The sequence below is a fragment of the Mesorhizobium sp. WSM3866 genome (assembly GCF_002294795.1).
GTDB lineage: Bacteria > Pseudomonadota > Alphaproteobacteria > Rhizobiales > Rhizobiaceae > Mesorhizobium.
In genome coordinates this window covers 1-14,696 of record NZ_NSGC01000019.1, presented here as the reverse complement: position 1 = coordinate 14,696, position 14,696 = coordinate 1, and the positions used below count along the sequence as shown (strand labels likewise).

Annotated in this window: 19 protein-coding genes; 9 read left to right on the top strand and 10 right to left on the bottom strand. The window is 64.5% G+C overall.

The features are described 5' to 3' along the window. Positions 1 to 2 precede the first annotated feature (2 nt). The 4 genes from CK222_RS28080 to CK222_RS28065 form a co-directional block, all read right to left on the bottom strand. Positions 3 to 425, bottom strand: coding sequence for a DoxX family protein (locus CK222_RS28080; RefSeq protein WP_095802563.1), 423 nt, complete (start codon positions 423 to 425; stop codon positions 3 to 5). Positions 426 to 553: 128 nt separating this feature from the next. Beyond that, entirely contained in the window at positions 554 to 976 is a 423-nt protein-coding gene (locus CK222_RS28075) for a DoxX family protein (RefSeq protein ID WP_067001137.1), read from the bottom strand. 292 nt (positions 977 to 1,268) lie between these two features. Continuing rightward, positions 1,269 to 2,666 carry a class II fumarate hydratase gene (fumC, locus tag CK222_RS28070; RefSeq protein WP_095802562.1) on the bottom strand — a complete coding sequence of 466 codons (1,398 nt, stop codon included), beginning with the start codon at positions 2,664 to 2,666 and terminating at the stop codon, positions 1,269 to 1,271. A gap of 130 nt (positions 2,667 to 2,796) precedes the next feature. Next, entirely contained in the window at positions 2,797 to 3,279 is a 483-nt protein-coding gene (locus tag CK222_RS28065; protein WP_095802561.1) for a cupin domain-containing protein, read from the bottom strand. 105 nt (positions 3,280 to 3,384) lie between these two features. Between CK222_RS28065 and CK222_RS28060 the strand changes: the two genes are divergently transcribed. Further along, positions 3,385 to 4,344, top strand: a complete 960-nt coding sequence (locus CK222_RS28060; RefSeq protein WP_095802560.1) for a LysR family transcriptional regulator — start codon at positions 3,385 to 3,387, stop codon at positions 4,342 to 4,344. Between the two features lie 6 nt (positions 4,345 to 4,350). On the opposite strand, the gene betI is transcribed toward CK222_RS28060, so the two are convergent. Continuing rightward, positions 4,351 to 4,962 carry a transcriptional regulator BetI gene (gene betI, locus CK222_RS28055; RefSeq protein WP_095778401.1) on the bottom strand — a complete coding sequence of 204 codons (612 nt, stop codon included), beginning with the start codon at positions 4,960 to 4,962 and terminating at the stop codon, positions 4,351 to 4,353. A gap of 108 nt (positions 4,963 to 5,070) precedes the next feature. Here betI and choX point away from each other — a divergent pair, with 108 nt between their 5' ends. Then, positions 5,071 to 6,009: a choline ABC transporter substrate-binding protein gene (gene choX, locus CK222_RS28050; RefSeq protein ID WP_095802559.1), complete on the top strand. Its 939-nt coding sequence runs from the start codon at positions 5,071 to 5,073 to the stop codon at positions 6,007 to 6,009. Beyond that, positions 6,006 to 6,842, top strand: coding sequence for an alpha/beta hydrolase (locus tag CK222_RS28045; RefSeq protein ID WP_067324826.1), 837 nt, complete (start codon positions 6,006 to 6,008; stop codon positions 6,840 to 6,842). The genes choX and CK222_RS28045 overlap by 4 nt, the downstream gene beginning before the upstream one ends. Here the strand turns inward: CK222_RS28045 and CK222_RS28040 are convergent, their stop codons facing one another. Then, a complete protein-coding gene (locus CK222_RS28040; protein ID WP_095802558.1) occupies positions 6,843 to 7,595 on the bottom strand; it encodes an NIPSNAP family protein in 753 nt (250 codons plus the stop codon). It lies immediately after the preceding gene. A 115-nt stretch (positions 7,596 to 7,710) separates the two neighbouring features. Between CK222_RS28040 and CK222_RS28035 the strand changes: the two genes are divergently transcribed. After that, positions 7,711 to 8,370: a TetR/AcrR family transcriptional regulator gene (locus tag CK222_RS28035; RefSeq protein WP_082953879.1), complete on the top strand. Its 660-nt coding sequence runs from the start codon at positions 7,711 to 7,713 to the stop codon at positions 8,368 to 8,370. Positions 8,371 to 8,414: 44 nt separating this feature from the next. On the opposite strand, the gene CK222_RS28030 is transcribed toward CK222_RS28035, so the two are convergent. Then, complete coding sequence (locus CK222_RS28030; RefSeq protein WP_067324830.1) at positions 8,415 to 9,008, bottom strand: hypothetical protein; 594 nt, start codon at positions 9,006 to 9,008, stop codon at positions 8,415 to 8,417. 145 nt (positions 9,009 to 9,153) lie between these two features. Between CK222_RS28030 and CK222_RS28025 the strand changes: the two genes are divergently transcribed. Beyond that, on the top strand, positions 9,154 to 10,287 hold the full coding sequence (locus CK222_RS28025; RefSeq protein WP_095802557.1) for a metallophosphoesterase: 1,134 nt from the start codon (positions 9,154 to 9,156) through the stop codon (positions 10,285 to 10,287). A 129-nt stretch (positions 10,288 to 10,416) separates the two neighbouring features. Here CK222_RS28025 and CK222_RS28020 read toward each other — a convergent pair whose 3' ends face one another. Together CK222_RS28020 and CK222_RS28015 are read right to left on the bottom strand one after the other, a co-directional pair. Continuing rightward, positions 10,417 to 10,596, bottom strand: a complete 180-nt coding sequence (locus CK222_RS28020) for a CsbD family protein (protein ID WP_095784086.1) — start codon at positions 10,594 to 10,596, stop codon at positions 10,417 to 10,419. Positions 10,597 to 10,762: 166 nt separating this feature from the next. After that, the gene (locus tag CK222_RS28015) at positions 10,763 to 10,942 is read right to left on the bottom strand and encodes a CsbD family protein (RefSeq protein WP_095802556.1); all 180 of its coding nucleotides are present in this window, start codon (positions 10,940 to 10,942) and stop codon (positions 10,763 to 10,765) included. A 141-nt stretch (positions 10,943 to 11,083) separates the two neighbouring features. On the opposite strand from CK222_RS28015, the gene CK222_RS28010 reads away from it, so the two are divergent. From CK222_RS28010 to CK222_RS27995, 4 genes are all read left to right on the top strand, one after another. Beyond that, positions 11,084 to 11,404: a metalloregulator ArsR/SmtB family transcription factor gene (locus tag CK222_RS28010; protein ID WP_067001113.1), complete on the top strand. Its 321-nt coding sequence runs from the start codon at positions 11,084 to 11,086 to the stop codon at positions 11,402 to 11,404. After that, positions 11,401 to 12,183 carry an SRPBCC domain-containing protein gene (locus CK222_RS28005; protein WP_245433321.1) on the top strand — a complete coding sequence of 261 codons (783 nt, stop codon included), beginning with the start codon at positions 11,401 to 11,403 and terminating at the stop codon, positions 12,181 to 12,183. The genes CK222_RS28010 and CK222_RS28005 overlap by 4 nt, the downstream gene beginning before the upstream one ends. A gap of 197 nt (positions 12,184 to 12,380) precedes the next feature. Further along, the gene (locus CK222_RS28000; protein WP_095802555.1) at positions 12,381 to 12,800 is read left to right on the top strand and encodes a YkgJ family cysteine cluster protein; all 420 of its coding nucleotides are present in this window, start codon (positions 12,381 to 12,383) and stop codon (positions 12,798 to 12,800) included. 165 nt (positions 12,801 to 12,965) lie between these two features. Then, complete coding sequence (locus tag CK222_RS27995) at positions 12,966 to 13,577, top strand: LysE family translocator (RefSeq protein WP_095802554.1); 612 nt, start codon at positions 12,966 to 12,968, stop codon at positions 13,575 to 13,577. Between the two features lie 468 nt (positions 13,578 to 14,045). Here CK222_RS27995 and CK222_RS27990 read toward each other — a convergent pair. Continuing rightward, the coding region (locus CK222_RS27990; RefSeq protein WP_280951798.1) for a TCP-1/cpn60 chaperonin family protein at positions 14,046 to 14,696 on the bottom strand (651 nt) is incomplete at its 5' end.

Here is a 14,696-nt window from a genome sequence, read left to right as displayed (position 1 = left end):
GCTCAGGTGATCTCGGCACCGACGCCGAAGGGGCGGCCGTCGGCCGACCATGCGCCGGCCCCGGCCATGGCGAGCGCCAGGAAGCCCCCGGCAATGGCAATGTCCTTCATCAGCATCTGCCGGTGCATGAAGGCTAAGGTCGCATCCTCGCCGCCCTGGCCGAAATGGCCGATGAAGCCGGCGACGATAGTGAAGGCGGCAAGCAGCAGCGCCGCGATCCGCGTCTGAAAACCGACAAGGATCAAAAGTCCGGCGATCAGCTCGAACAGGCCGGTGCCCCAGGCCGCCAGGGTCGGTAGCGGCAGGCCGAGGCCGGTGAAGTAATCGATCGTGCCGGATATGTTGGTCAGCACCTGGAAGCCCGAGGGCACGAACAGCGCGGCAAGCAGGAGCCGCGAGGCGAGAAGCAACGCGTTGCGGTTCATGGCCCACCTCCCTTGCCGGTATCCGGGAATGCACCGGCTCTCGGTGCAGTGTACGCCTGCAATCGAAAAACGAAAAAGCGGCGCGAAAAATTCCGCGCCGCCAATTTCAGCTTGGGAGGGGAAGGAGATCAGCCGCGCTTGGCGTCGATCGAATAGGCGCCGGCGCCGGAGGAGGCGAGCAGGATGAAGCCGCCGGTGATGGCGAGGTTCTTTAGAAACTGGATCATCTGCATCTGGTCGGCCCAGCCGGTGTGAGCAACCAGGCCGGTAGCGATCGTGAAGATGGCGAGCAACCAGGCGGCGATCCGCGTCTGGAACCCGACAAGAATGGCAAGGCCGCCGAGCAGCTCGATGAGGCCGACCACGACGGCCGTCACGGTCGGAAGCGGCAGGCCGAGGGCGCCGAAATAGCCGGCGGTGCCGGAAATGGCGGTAAGCTTGCCGAAGCCGGAAAGCAGGAAGATGACGGCGAGCAGGATACGGCCGAGCAGGATGGTGGTGGCGCTGTTGGACGCGATGCTGGTACCGGCGGCGGAAGTGTTGATGGACATTGGCGAGTCTCCGAATCGTGTTGAATGCCCAGTCAGATAGACGACGAAGACTGTTCACCAAAGCCGCCGATGCGGCGACACATTGTTCACAGGCAGTATGTTTCGGTGACCGTCGGACGCGCGCGAAAATCGTGTCGGCGGATTGGGATTAACGAGTAAATTGTGCCCCCGCAAAATAGCCAAACTATCGGTTGGGGTTGCAGTCGCAGACCTCGGGGACTAGCCGAAACGCCCGATCGGGTCGTCTTCGCCCTGGTACGACGACCCCTTTGGCCTGTCCGCGCCGCGAGAACTACCCCGGATGCGTCATGTCCTCGGGCCGCACCAGCCGGTCGTAGTCGGCCTCGCTGACCAGCCCGGTGGCGAGAGCTTCCTCGCGCAGCGTGGTGCCGTTCTTGTGCGCGGTCTTGGCAATCTTGGCGGCGTTGTCGTAGCCGATGGTGGGGGCGAGCGCCGTCACCAGCATCAGCGAGCGCTCCAGCGCCGCCTTGATGTTGTCTTCCCGCGCCTCGATGCCGACGACGCAATTGTCGGTGAAGGATACGGAAGCGTCGGCAAGCAGCTGCACCGACTGCAGGAAATTATAGGCCATCAGCGGGTTGTAGACGTTGAGCTCGAAATGGCCCTGGCTGCCGGCGAAGGTTAGCGCGGCATTGTTGCCGAACACCTGCACGCAGACCTGCGTCAGCGCCTCGCACTGCGTCGGGTTGACCTTGCCCGGCATGATCGACGAGCCCGGCTCGTTCTCCGGCAGCGACAGCTCGCCGAGGCCCGAGCGCGGGCCTGAACCGAGCAGGCGGATGTCGTTGGCGATCTTGAAGAGCGCGGCGGCCGCCGCGCTGATCGCGCCATGCGAGAACACCATGGAATCGTGTGCTGCGAGCGCCTCGAACTTGTTCGGCGCCGTGACGAAGGCGATGCCGGTGATGGCGGCGATCCGGTCCGCCACCTTTTCCGCAAAGCCAACCGGCGCGTTGAGCCCGGTGCCGACCGCGGTGCCGCCCTGCGCCAGTTCCTGCAGGCCGGGCAGCGTCTGCTCGATGCGCTTGATCGACGACGCGACCTGCGCGGCGTAGCCGGAGAATTCCTGGCCGAGCGTAAGGGGTGTGGCGTCCTGCGTGTGGGTGCGGCCGATCTTGATGATGTGGTTGAAGGCGCGGGCCTTGGCGTCGAGCGCTTTGTGCAGATGGTGGAGCGCTGGGATCAGGTGATGCGCGACCCGCTCGGCGCAGGCGACATGCATGGCCGTCGGATAGGTGTCGTTTGACGACTGGCTCATATTGACGTGGTCATTCGGGTGCACGGGCTTCTTGGAGCCCATCACGCCGCCGAGCATCTCGATGGCCCGGTTGGAGATCACTTCATTGGCATTCATGTTGGACTGCGTGCCCGAACCGGTCTGCCAGACCACGAGCGGGAAATGGTCGTTGAGCCTGCCGTCGATCACTTCCTGCGCGGCGTCCACGATTGCCTTGCCGATGGCTGGATCCAGCCGTTTCATCTCCATGTTCACTTCGGCCGCGGCGCGCTTGACGATGCCCAGTGCGCGCACGATCGAGGCCGGCTGCTTTTCCCAACCGATCTTGAAATTGCCGAGCGAACGCTGCGCCTGCGCGCCCCAGTAGCGGTCGGCCGCGACCTCGATGGGACCGAATGTATCGGTTTCGGTTCTGGTCTTCTCAGCGCTCACGGGAAATCTCCGGTCTGTCGATTTGCGCAAGGGCGTATCGCGTTGCACAAAACCCTTCAAGCGGAGATTGCGGGCGAGGAAGATGCAAATCGGTTGAAGGGGGCTGCCGATCTCCCCCTTGTGGGCCAGATCAGCCCTCCATCGGCGGTCCAACGATGTCGATGCCGTTCTCGGCGCAGAGTCTCATCAGCGTCGCCATCATCTCGGGCGTCGGCGCCCCCGGCTGCGGCAGGTCCGGCCGTTCGGCGGGGCGGCTCGCCAGGCGCACCATCGTCTCGAAATCCGAGCCGCGCGTGACGGTGAGCGTATGCGCGCCTTGCGGAGATTCGACCCTGTATGTATGCGGCAGGCCCTTCGGCGCGATGACGGTTTCGCCCGCGCCCACGACCCGCTCATGGCCGTTGATCTGGAAACGCATTTGTCCTTCGAGGATGTGAAATACCTCGTCTTCGTTGCGGTGCATATGCAGCGGCGGGGAATCGCCATAGGGCAGGCGATGCTCGATGACGCAGATGCCGTCCTCTCCGTCGGCCGAAGAGACCTGGATGGCGACGAGCGTGTTGTTGAACCAAAGGAGTTCCTTGCCTGCGATGGTCCGGTTGATCATTGTCATGGTGTCTCTGCTTTGTGTTGGGCCGGCGAAGCGGCGTCGACGGCGAACTAACCAGCGACGCGTGGGAGATGGAAATCGAATGATCATATGGACTGAATTGATGCGATGAATTTGAACGCGCTCGATCTCAACCTTGTGAGGGTGCTCGACGCGCTTTTGCGCGAGAAAAGCGTGACGCGCGCCGGCGAGCAGATCGGCCTCAGCCAGCCTGCGGTGAGTGCCGCGCTCAACCGCCTGCGGCATACGCTCAACGACCAGCTCTTCGTGCGGCGCGGCAACGACATGGTGCCGACGCCACGCGCCGAAAGCCTGGCCGGGCCTGTGCGTGCCGCGCTGCGCGAGATCGAGCGTGCTTTCCAGCCGGCGAAGGACTTCGATCCGGCCAGGCTGGAGCGGACCTTCACCTTCATGGGCGCGGATTTCTTTTCCATGCTCCTGATGCCGCCCTTTGCCGCGCGCATCGCGGCGGTGGCGCCATCAGTGTCGTTCCGCTTCCTCGACAGCGCCATCGGCGACGTCTCGAAACTGTTGCAGGAGGACCAAATCGACGTGGCGCTGGAGCGTCCCCTGGAAGTCGCCGAATGGGTTTCCAGCGTACCGCTGTTCGGCTCGCCCTTCGCCGTCATCGCAGCGAAGGGCAATGCAGCGCTCAATCGGGCCGGCATCGCCGAAGGCGAGCAGGTGCCGCTCGATCTCTTCTGCGAGCTGCCGCACGCGCTGCGCTCCATCGACGGCTCGATGTCGGGCTTCACCGATGACGCGCTGGGGAAGATGGGCCGGACGCGCCGGGTCACGCTTGCCTTGCCGCATTTCCAGGCGGTCGCGCTGGCCGTGGCGAGCGGACCCTATCTGGCGGCCGTTCCAATGCAGTTCGCGGCGGTGGCGGCGAAATCCTTGCCGCTCGGCATCTACGGGGCGCCAATCTCGATTCCCTCGCCGGCGGTCAGGATGTACTGGCACGCCCGCCATGACGACGAGGCGCCGCATCGCTGGATCCGCGAGCAGATCCTGGTGGAAGTCGAGGCGCTCGGCTTCCGCAACCTGGAGGATGAGGTCGGAGAGTAGACTCTGTTATCCGGCCGCCAGGCCGATGGCCGCGGGCTGGCGCAGCGCGAGCCGCCCCGCGACATAGTCCTTGACCTGGCGGACCGCCTGCGCGCGCGACACGCTGCCCGGCTGCAGGCCAAGCCTGAGCCACAGCCCGTCGATCAGAGCGGTGACGCCGAGTACGATCTCCGCGGCCAACTCCGGCGATGCGAGGCCGCGCAGGCCGGACAACAGGTTCGAGCGCATGCGCGCGTGGATCACTCGCTGGATGCGCGCCAGCTTCTCGTCGCGCGGCACCTCGGCGCACAGCGACAGCCAGGCGTGACAGAGCGGCGGCAGGAACAAGTGCTCCTCGAAATTGCCCTCGATCACCGCGTCCAGCCGCTCCATCGGCGTCCGTGCCCGCTTGAGGCGCGCCACCACCGCGTTGCACAGCACGGCATTGGCTTCGCGCATCGCGTGCTCGAACAGTTCCTGCTTGTTGCGGAAATAGTGCAGCACGATGCCCTTCGAGGCGCCGGCCTGGGCCGCGACCTTTTCCAAGGTGGCGCCGGCAATGCCCTCGCGCTCGAGCACCGCAAAGGCCGCTTGCCGCAACTCCTTGCGGCGTATGTCGCTGAGACGTGTGAGCTTCACCGGATCGATCCATGTTTGCGAATCCATGTTGACATTTTCGCCCGCTCAGATCAATCATTGACCGCTGGGACAATAACATGACCAAATGGTCAACAGAGGAGAACCGGAATGGTGCGCTTGCTTGCGAATGGCGTCTGTCTCGCTGCCTTGATGGTGGCCGCTCAAACCGTTCAGGCGGCCGAGGCGGAGGAATGTAAGGTGGTGCGAATGGCCGAGCCCGGCTGGAACGATCTCGCCTTCACGACGGGCGTGGCCAAGGTCCTGCTCCAGGTGCTCGGCTATGAGCCGCAGAGCGACGTGCTTGGCATCAACGTCATCTACGAAGGCATGAAGAACAAAGACCTCGACCTGTTCCTCGGCTACTGGGATCCGGCGATGGTCACTTATTACGAGCCTTACAGGAAGGACGGCTCGATCGAGAATGTGCGGGTCAATCTGGTCGGCGCCAAATACACCTTCGCCGTGCCGACCTATGTCTGGGAAGCCGGCGTCAAGGATCTCTCCGACCTGCACAAATTCGCCGACAAGTTCGGGAAGAAGATGTACGGCATCGAGCCCGGCTCGAACCAGCTGATGATGGATGCTATCGCCGATCCTCAGTTCCAGCTCGACGGCTGGCAGGTGGTCGAATCGAGCGAAGCCGGCATGCTCTCGGAGGTCGGCTACGAGATCAAGGAGAAGCAGTTCATCGTCTTCCAGGGCTGGGCGCCCCATCCGATGAACACGATGTACGACTTCAAGTATCTGACCGGCGGCGACAAGTTCTTCGGCCCGAATTTCGGCGCCGCGACGGTGACGACCCAGGTGCGCAAGGGATTCCTGCAGGAGTGCCCGAACGTGGCGCAGTTCCTGAAGAACCTTGCCTTCGACATCGATCTGGAAAATGTCGGCATGGGCTACCTCATCAATGACGGCATGAAGCCGGAGGAAGCGGCGCTTAAGTCGATCACGCTCAACAAGGATCGTGTCGACGCCTGGCTTGCCGGCGTCACCACCTTCGACGGCAAGCCCGGCCTCGCCGCGGTCAAGGAAAAGCTTGGACTGTGAGGCCCGCGGCATTGGATCTGTCGGGACAGGGGGGCGAGCAGGACGCCTGGGCCGGCCGCAAGCGATTCGTCGATGTCGGTGGCCTCGACCTCGCCTATGTCGAGGTCGCCGGCTCGGAACCGCCGCTCGTCCTGGTGCACGGCTTCACCGACACCAGCCGCAGTTTCTCGTTGCTGGCGCCGCATCTTTCCGCGCGGCGGCTGGTCATGCCGGACCTGCGCGGCCATGGCGCCTCGCAGGCGGGCAGGGGCTTTGGCATCGCCGATTTCGCCGACGATGTCGCCGGGCTGATCCGCAACCTGCGGCTCGCCCGGCCGGTCGTTCTCGGCCATTCGCTGGGTGGCATGGTCGCCATGCAGGTGGCCGCGCGGCATCCGGAACTGGTCGGCGGGCTGGTCATCCTGGCCGGGGCGCTGAAGGCAGATTTCGCGCCGGACCATCCGTTGGTTGACGGCGTGGCGGAACTGCGCGACCCGATCTCGCCGACTGATCCGTTCTACGACTGGTGGCACGCCTGCGGGTCCGGCGTGCCGCGGGCCCTTCTTGCCGGCCTGGCGGCGGACGCTTCGGCGATGCCGGCGGCGCGCTGGCGCGCCATTCTCGAAGAAATCCGCCGGACGGATCTGACCGCGGCGGCGCGGGCCGTGCGGGTCCGGACGTTGATCATTGCCGGCGCCTGCGATCCGCTCTTCGGCCAAGCGCACCAGGAGGCTTTGGCCGAGGCGCTTGCCGGATCGCGTCTCGTCTGGGCGCAGGACTGCGGCCACAACCCGCATTGGGAAGACCCGGCCTTCGTCGCCAAGGCAATAGCCGACGTGCTGCCAGCCGAGTGACTACCGCAACAGCGATCGGGCCGTAGGCGTGAGGCGCAACATCTCTGCCGGCTTCGTCGAAGCAGCCTGCATGATTTGGCGAACCGCCTGCCATGCCGGGGAAGCGCCAAGGTCGTTTCGATAGTTCGCATGGGCGTCGCCGAAACCAACGACGACGATGAAGACATTTTCGCCGGCTCGCACCGGCAGCCGCGAAAAAGTGTTTTCGGCATGCTCGCTGACAAAGGCGCCGAGCAGCCGGGCACCGTTCGCCGTCAGTTGCGGAACCATTTTCGCCCGGAAACGCTCGGCGAATCCGGTTTCCATGCCGTGGCGCAAATGATGAATCGAAATCTCAACAATGCCGTCTAAGTGAGGCTGCGCACTTTTGCTTTCGCCTTCGCTCACGGTCGACCGCTCCCGCCTCGACAGGTCGAAGCCGGCGTCCGGCCACGCGGGCTTCAGCAACAGCACGTCGTCGGAATCGATCATCGTCGCATTGGCGGCGTTGCGATGCTCGGCCCACACCGGGCCGTCATAGAAAGCGGTGAGCGCTTTCCTCCTGGCCTCCATGTCGGCGAAGCCGCGCAGCCAGACGAACATGTCGGGACGATCGAGGTCGCGGAACTGGCCGATAACGGTCATGCCCACGGCTTCCTGGCTCTCGATGAACTCCCGGTCGAACAGCGCGATAAGCGTTTCGCGATCGCCGGGTTTCAATGTGTATTGCCTGAGCTCCACGATCGGCGACGCAAGGCGGGAAGGTCTGTTCATGGCTAGACTCTCGAAAACAGGGTGTTCATCCTGTTTATAAACAGACCGGTTGTCCTATTTTGTCAATATGCTACGTTCTTCCCCTTCTCTCCGACGGGGAAAGGTGGAGGTGGCGATGCGCAAGAAGCGCACCAACGATCCGCAGGGCATGCGGCGGCGCGTGCTCGACGTGGCGGAAGATTGCTTCCAGGCGCGCGGCTACCACGCCTCGAGCCTCGGCGACCTGATGGCGGCGGCCGGCGTCACCGGCGGCGCGCTGCACCATCATTTCCCGACAAAGAAGGCGCTGGCGCTGGCGGTGATCGAGGAGCGGGTGGCGGCCGCGGTTGAGGAGACCTGGATCGAGCCGGTGCGGGCGGCGCCTTCGGCGCGCAAGGGCGTGCGCGCCGTGTTTGAGGCGGTAGCGGCCGCGCTCGAGCAGCAGGGCTATGTGCGCGGCTGCCCGCTCAACAATCTGGCGCATGAGCTGTCGCTCGCCGATCCCGATTTCCGTATTGCGTTGGCCGATATCTTCGCCGGCTGGCGGCGGGCGATCTCCGACAAGGTGCGCGCCGATCAGGAGGCCGGCCGGGAAGGTGGGACCGATCCCGACCGCTTTGCCGCGCTGACGGTGGCGGCTTACTCCGGCGCCATGTCGATGGCCAAGGCCGAGCAGGATGCCGGTGTGTTGCGGCAGTGCCTGGAGGGTTTGGAGCGGGTCGAGCCCCCGCCATCACAGAACGGTTCGCCCGCCAGACGACGCCGCAGGGTGGTGCGGCAGCAGGCAATCCGCTGATGCCGGTATGAGGATCATCGTAAGTCCCTGACTAAAGGCAGCCTTCACTCCCTCAGCGGCTTGATCGTCTCGAACCCCACTTCGCTCTGCGCGCTCGTCCCCTCGTCGTAGCGCCGCGCCAGCACCGCTTGCAGGTCGGGCGAATAGAGCGCGGTGAAGCTGTCGATCACCGTGCCGGAATCGCCGGTCAGCGTCTCTTTCACCGTCAGCACCGTGTATTTGCAGTCGCCCAGCTTGTAGGTGTCCTTGCCCTTGACGCTTAAAGCCAGTGTTTCGGTGCCCTTCGGCGCCTTCTTCGCCGAAAGCCGCACGAACTCGGTCTTGCTCTTGGCACCGGCCTTCAGCGGGAAGAGCTTTTTGAGGTCGCCGAGCGGGATCATTGACAGCCGGCCCGTGTCGCTATCGCGGAAAATCTCGATCAGCCCGGCGTAAAGATATTGCGTCTGCGGCGATTGCGACTGGTAGTTGTTGGCGACCGCGACCATGCCGCCCGGCGCCGGCCGGAACTCGCTGCGGATGCCGGGCTTCTCCAGCACGAAGCCGGCCTTGGCGGATTTGGCGTCCACGCAGTCGGCCGCCTCGGCGGTGCCGGTGAGGGCAAGCATGGAGAGGGCCACACAGGTCGTCACGGGTTTCATGCCTTCTCCCCTGGAAATGTGTTCTGGAAGGAATGACAGACCCTCTCTGCGCTGTCGACCCAAAGAGCCCTTCACGAATTCAACCAATGCTTGAAAAGAGCCGCCAATCTGGACGATCCGGCGCTGAAAATGTTCCAATGGCGCGATGATGAATCGCTTATCCTCAGCATTCTTGTCCCGGCGCGATTTCCTGGCCCGGGTGGCCGGCCTTGCCGCGACCTGCGCCCTGCCGGACACCACTTTCGCCCAGACTGGCCAGCCTATCCAGCCGATTGACGCCACCTTTTTGTTCATCGCCGATATCCATGCCTGCCGCATGGCGACCGGGCTCAGCCCGCATTGCGAGCAGGAAGGCAAGACCGATGCGGCATTGCTGCGCAATGTGGCCGCGCTCAACGCAATCGACGACAAAGAGTGGCCGGCCGAGATCAACGGCGCTGCCACCGGCCTGCGCTCGGCCGGCACACGCATCGGCACGCCGCTCGGGGTCGTCACCGGGGGCGACATCACCGACGATGGCGGCGGCCAGATCACTGAGCCGAGCGAAGGCACGCAGCTTCTGCAGTTCAGCCAGCGCTACCAGCAAGGCATCGGCCCTGATCGCGTGCATGTCCCGGTCTATGTCGGGCTCGGCAATCACGATCTCGACCAGAATGGGCCGACGCGCCATGTCGACTGGTACCGTCGCGAGATGCGCGACTATGTCGAAGTCAATCATCGCCCCGGCGTTTTCTTCAAGCCGCCGGTGCCGGCGACCAATTACGATGTCGACACCGATTGCTATTCCTGGGATTGGGGCGGCCTGCACCTCGTCCAGACGCATCGCTTCGCCGGCGACACCGGCCATGACGCGATAGGCAGCCTGCCATGGCTGAAGCAGGATCTGGCGACCTATGCCGGCGACGGCCGTCCGGTGATTCTCTTCCAGCACTATGGTTGGGACACCTTCTCGGTCGAGCGCTGGGATCCAGTGAAGCGCACCTATGGCGAAGGCGGCGCCGGCCGCCCGCACTGGTGGGGCGACGCCGACCGCCAGGCGCTTCTCGCCACGCTGAAGGGTTATAATGTGATCGCCATTTTTCACGGCCATCAGCACGCAGTGCCGATGATCTACCGGCGCGACGGGCTCGACCTCGTCAAGCCGAAGGCGGCCTTCATGGGCGGCTTTGCGCTGGCGCGGGTGACCGATGACCACATGGACGTCGTCCTGGCTGAGGCGGCCGGCGACCATGGCGAGGTCGTTTTCACCAACGCCTTCACCAAAAGCTGGGCCACCTGAAGGGAGAAAGCACGCCGGGTAGAGTTGTCCAGGCCTGTTGTTCGAGCTGTTCTGCGGTGTTGACGCCGTCGGCGCTCAAAGACGAACAGGCCGGCGCGCGGGTCGGCCATTGCCTCGCGGCGTATGGAGTCAGAGCGCCTTGCGAGCCTTGTCCTTCACGTCGCCATAGGCCTTGCGCACCCTGCCGGCGATTCTTTCGGACATGCCTTCCACCTGCAAGCGCCGGCTGCCGGTGGCCTTGCCGGCCGCCTGCTTCAGCCTGCCTTTTACCTGCTTGGCGATGCCGGCAACTTGATGCCTGTTCACCATATCCGCATCTCCTGGGCCTGGAATAGGAGCGGGATGCGCCAACCGCATCCGCCACGACAACGAACGGGCAATGTTTGAGTTCCGTGCGGCCTGCCGCATCACGCCGCTGTCGGCATGACGGACAGCCCGTGCCGGGCGTTCGAGATCTGACCGCGGGGCCTGCTGGTCACATCGCTTTTTTGAGCATGGCTTTCATGTCGCCACAGGCCTTCTGCACCTGGCCTGCCGACTTGTCCGCCATGCCCCTGATTTCCATCGGCCGGTTGCCGGCGGCCTTGCCTATGGCTTGCCGGATCGAACCTTTGATCTGCTTCGCCAAGCCCACTATTTGGTCCATGTTCACCATCTCCGCATCTCCCGGAGATCCAATTCGCGAGGAGAAACGGGCCGGAGTGCTTCGCGGTTCCGTTGCGCCAAAGCACACCGGTCGAGGATAATTGACCGGCGACCGAATTCGGCATAATATGTAACCAAATGGATACGCATTATGCCGCAGGCTGAGCACGACCGTTCCGTCTTCCGCGCCATCGCCGATCCGACGCGGCGCGCCATCCTCGACCGGCTGCGGCAGGGCCCCGCGCCGGTCAACGAACTGGCGTCCGCCTTCTCGCAGAGTCGGCCGGCCATTTCCAAGCATCTGAGGATACTGCGCGAGCTCAACGTCGTTTCCGAGCAGCGGCAGGGCCGCGAGCGAGTCTACCGGCTGGAGCCGGCGGAATTGAAGGATGTCGCCGACTGGATCCTGCCTTACCGAGACTTCTGGCAGCACAGCCTCGGCAATCTCAAATCCTACCTGGAGAATGAATGATGGCCATCCAAGACAAGCCGCGCGCGATCGCCGACATTTCCGCCGGTACCATCCTTGCCACGGTGACGATCGCCGTGCCGCCGGAGCGCGTCTTCCGCGCCATTACCGCTGAGGACCAGATCCCGCTCTGGTGGGGCGCCGACAACATGTACCGGACGACGAAGCACACGGCCGATGTCCGGCCGGGCGGCGCCTGGCGCTCGGAAGGCAAGGGCGCGGACGGGCAGGACTTCCATGTCGCCGGCGAGTATCTCGAGGTCGAGCCGCCGCATCGTCTGGTGATGACCTGGAAGGCGCCCTGGGACGGCGATAACCTCACCACCGTCACCTATACGCTCGAAGCCGTCGAGAACGGCACCCGGCTGACGCTGCGCCATGACGGCTTCGGGTCGCGACGGGACTCCTGCCGCGATCACGGTTCCGGTTGGGAGCGCGTGCTGGGCTGGTTGGACGAATTCCTTGCCAAGGAGACGGCTGCCAGGTCGCCTTCGGTCTTCCATTGCCGGCTGATTCCGCCGCGTCCGGATTTCGCCTTGACCCTGACGGAGGAGGAGAGGGCGCTGATGAATGCGCATGCCGACTATCTGCGCGGCCTGCTTCGTGAAGGCAGAATGATGATTGCGGGCCCAGTCGCCGATCCAGCCGGACCGTGGGGGCTTCTGATCCTGCAGGTCGGCACCGAAGCCGAGGCCAGGGCCGTGACCGAGGGCGACCCTGTGGCGCGTTCCGGCCGCGGCTTCCGCTATGAAATCCTGCCGATGATGGGCACAATCATGTAAGGCCAATAGAAAACGCCTCTCGCGCTTTTTCAGGGCGCGGGAGGCGTCTTTTGTCGTCAGTTTTTCTCGATTGCTCATGAATTGCTGACGACAGGCCCAAAACTGCCAGGCAGGAAAAAGGTTCCTGGCAAAACAAAAATTTTTTGCTCGGCCGGATGCGGCGCATCTCCCGGCTCCGTGCTAAGGGCACTGGCAGCATGAGGATAGCCTTGCCGCACGACCGACCCTTCCTGACCCTGCTTGACGCATCAGCCGCCTTCGACTGCCAGAGCTGCGGCGCCTGCTGCGCCTATTCGGCGGACTGGCCGCGCTTTTCGACCGAAGAGGATGCCGAGCTCGACCGCATCCCCGATGAGCTGGTCGCGACCGACCTGTCAGGCATGCGCTGCGAGGACGGCCGCTGCGCCGCGCTTCGCGGCGAGGTGGGCAAGCAGACGGCCTGCGCGATTTACGAAGCCCGCCCGCATGTCTGCCGCGCCTGCATGCCCGGCGGCGACGACTGCCTGATGGCAAGGGCCGCCCATGGGCTGGCGGCGGAGAGCGTGATCTCCCCCCTCGAGGGGGAGATGGCCGCGAAGCGGTCAGAGGGGGTCGTCTCACATAAATCGCCAACGTGATCGCGTCGCGGAAAAGGCCGCGCTCTACACGAGGCGAGCCCCCTCTGTCGCCTTCGGCGACATCTCCTCGCGAGGGGACCACAAGTGGGAGATTACTCTCTCCCCGCTTGCCCACGCTCGGACCTCCCGATACCTTCCGCGCCGGGCAGGGCCGTGGAGGAAACTGTGAGCATCGAATTCCTGTTGACGTCGCTGATTATCGTCGCTTCGCCCGGCACCGGCGTTCTCTACACGCTGAGCGCCGGCCTCTCGCGCGGCGCTCGCGCCGCGATCATCGCCGCTTTCGGCTGCACGCTGGGCATCATCCCGCACATGGCGGCGGCCATCACCGGCCTTGCGGCAGTGCTGCACACAAGCGCAGTCGCCTTCGAGACGCTGAAATATCTCGGCGTCGCCTATCTGCTCTACATGGCCTGGATCACGCTGAAGGAGAAAGGCAGTATTGCTCTCGATCAGAACGTCGCGCCGCGCTCTGCCCGCAAGGTGATCACCTCCGGCATCCTGGTCAACATCTTGAACCCAAAACTGTCGATCTTCTTCTTCGCCTTCCTGCCGCAATTCGTCAGCACCACCGAGCCGCACGCTTTCGCCAGGATGCTGGAGCTGTCCGGCGTGTTCATGCTGATGACCTTCCTTGTCTTCGTCGTCTACGGCGTGTTCGCGGCTTCGGTGCGCAGCCATGTCGTGTCGCGGCCGATGGTGCTGACCTGGATGCGCCGCACCTTCGCCGGCGCCTTCGTCATGCTGGGGGCCAAGCTGGCGCTGGCGGATCGGTAAGCGAACCGTGATATAGCCCATCGCCTCGACTATCGCCCGTCCGCGACGCGGATCAGGTTGACGCAGGGATGGCCGAGCGCTGGCGCTGGCGCTGCTGATCTCCCTCCTTGAGGGGAGATGTCGCCGAAGGCGACAGAGGGGGTCGCCGCGCGTTGGAGCGCCAGCGCCTTCGTTGCAAGGGAGTCGTCGCCGGAGCCTTATGCGCGGGACCCCCTTTGCCCTGCCGGGCATCTCCCCCTCAAGAGGGGAGATCGGCTGTTGCGCGGGCCTTCGCCAATCGCAACACTTCGCAACAGTATAGAAGCCCGCCTTTGGACCGGCTGCCCGCATGCCAAACAAAAAGGGCGACATGTCTGCCGCCCTTTCCATATTCGCTGTGGGACCGGACTTCTTAGAAATCCATGCCGCCACTCAAGCCCGCTTGCGGGCTTGAGCAATGTTAAATGATGGGCGTGCTTTATGGACTTCTTAGAAATCCATGCCGCCCATGCCGCCCATGCCGCCGCCAGGCATGCCGCCCGGCATACCGCCGGCGGCTTCCTTCTTCGGAGCCTCGGCGATCATGGCTTCGGTGGTGACCAGCAGGCCGGCGACCGAGGCCGCGTCCTGGAGAGCGGTGCGAACGACCTTGACCGGGTCGACGATGCCCATGCCAATCATGTCGCCATACTCGCCGGTCTGGGCGTTGAAGCCGTAGGTCGCAGCCTTGTTCTCGAGGATCTTGCCGGCAACGATCGAAGCCTCGGCACCGGCGTTGGCCGCGATCTGGCGGGCCGGAGCCTGCAGCGCGCGACGAACGATGGCGATGCCCGCGGCCTGGTCAGCGTTGACGCCGGTCGCCTTGACGGCGTGCGAAGCGCGCAGCAGCGCGACGCCGCCGCCGGGGACGATGCCTTCTTCAACGGCCGCGCGGGTCGCGTTCAGAGCGTCGTCAACGCGGTCCTTCTTTTCCTTGACCTCGACCTCGGTCGCGCCGCCGACGCGGATCACCGCGACGCCGCCCGCGAGCTTGGCCAGACGCTCCTGCAGCTTCTCCTTGTCGTAGTCCGAGGTGGTCTCCTCGATCTGCTGCTTGATCTGGGCAACGCGGCCCTGGATCTCGGCCTTCTTGCCGGCGCC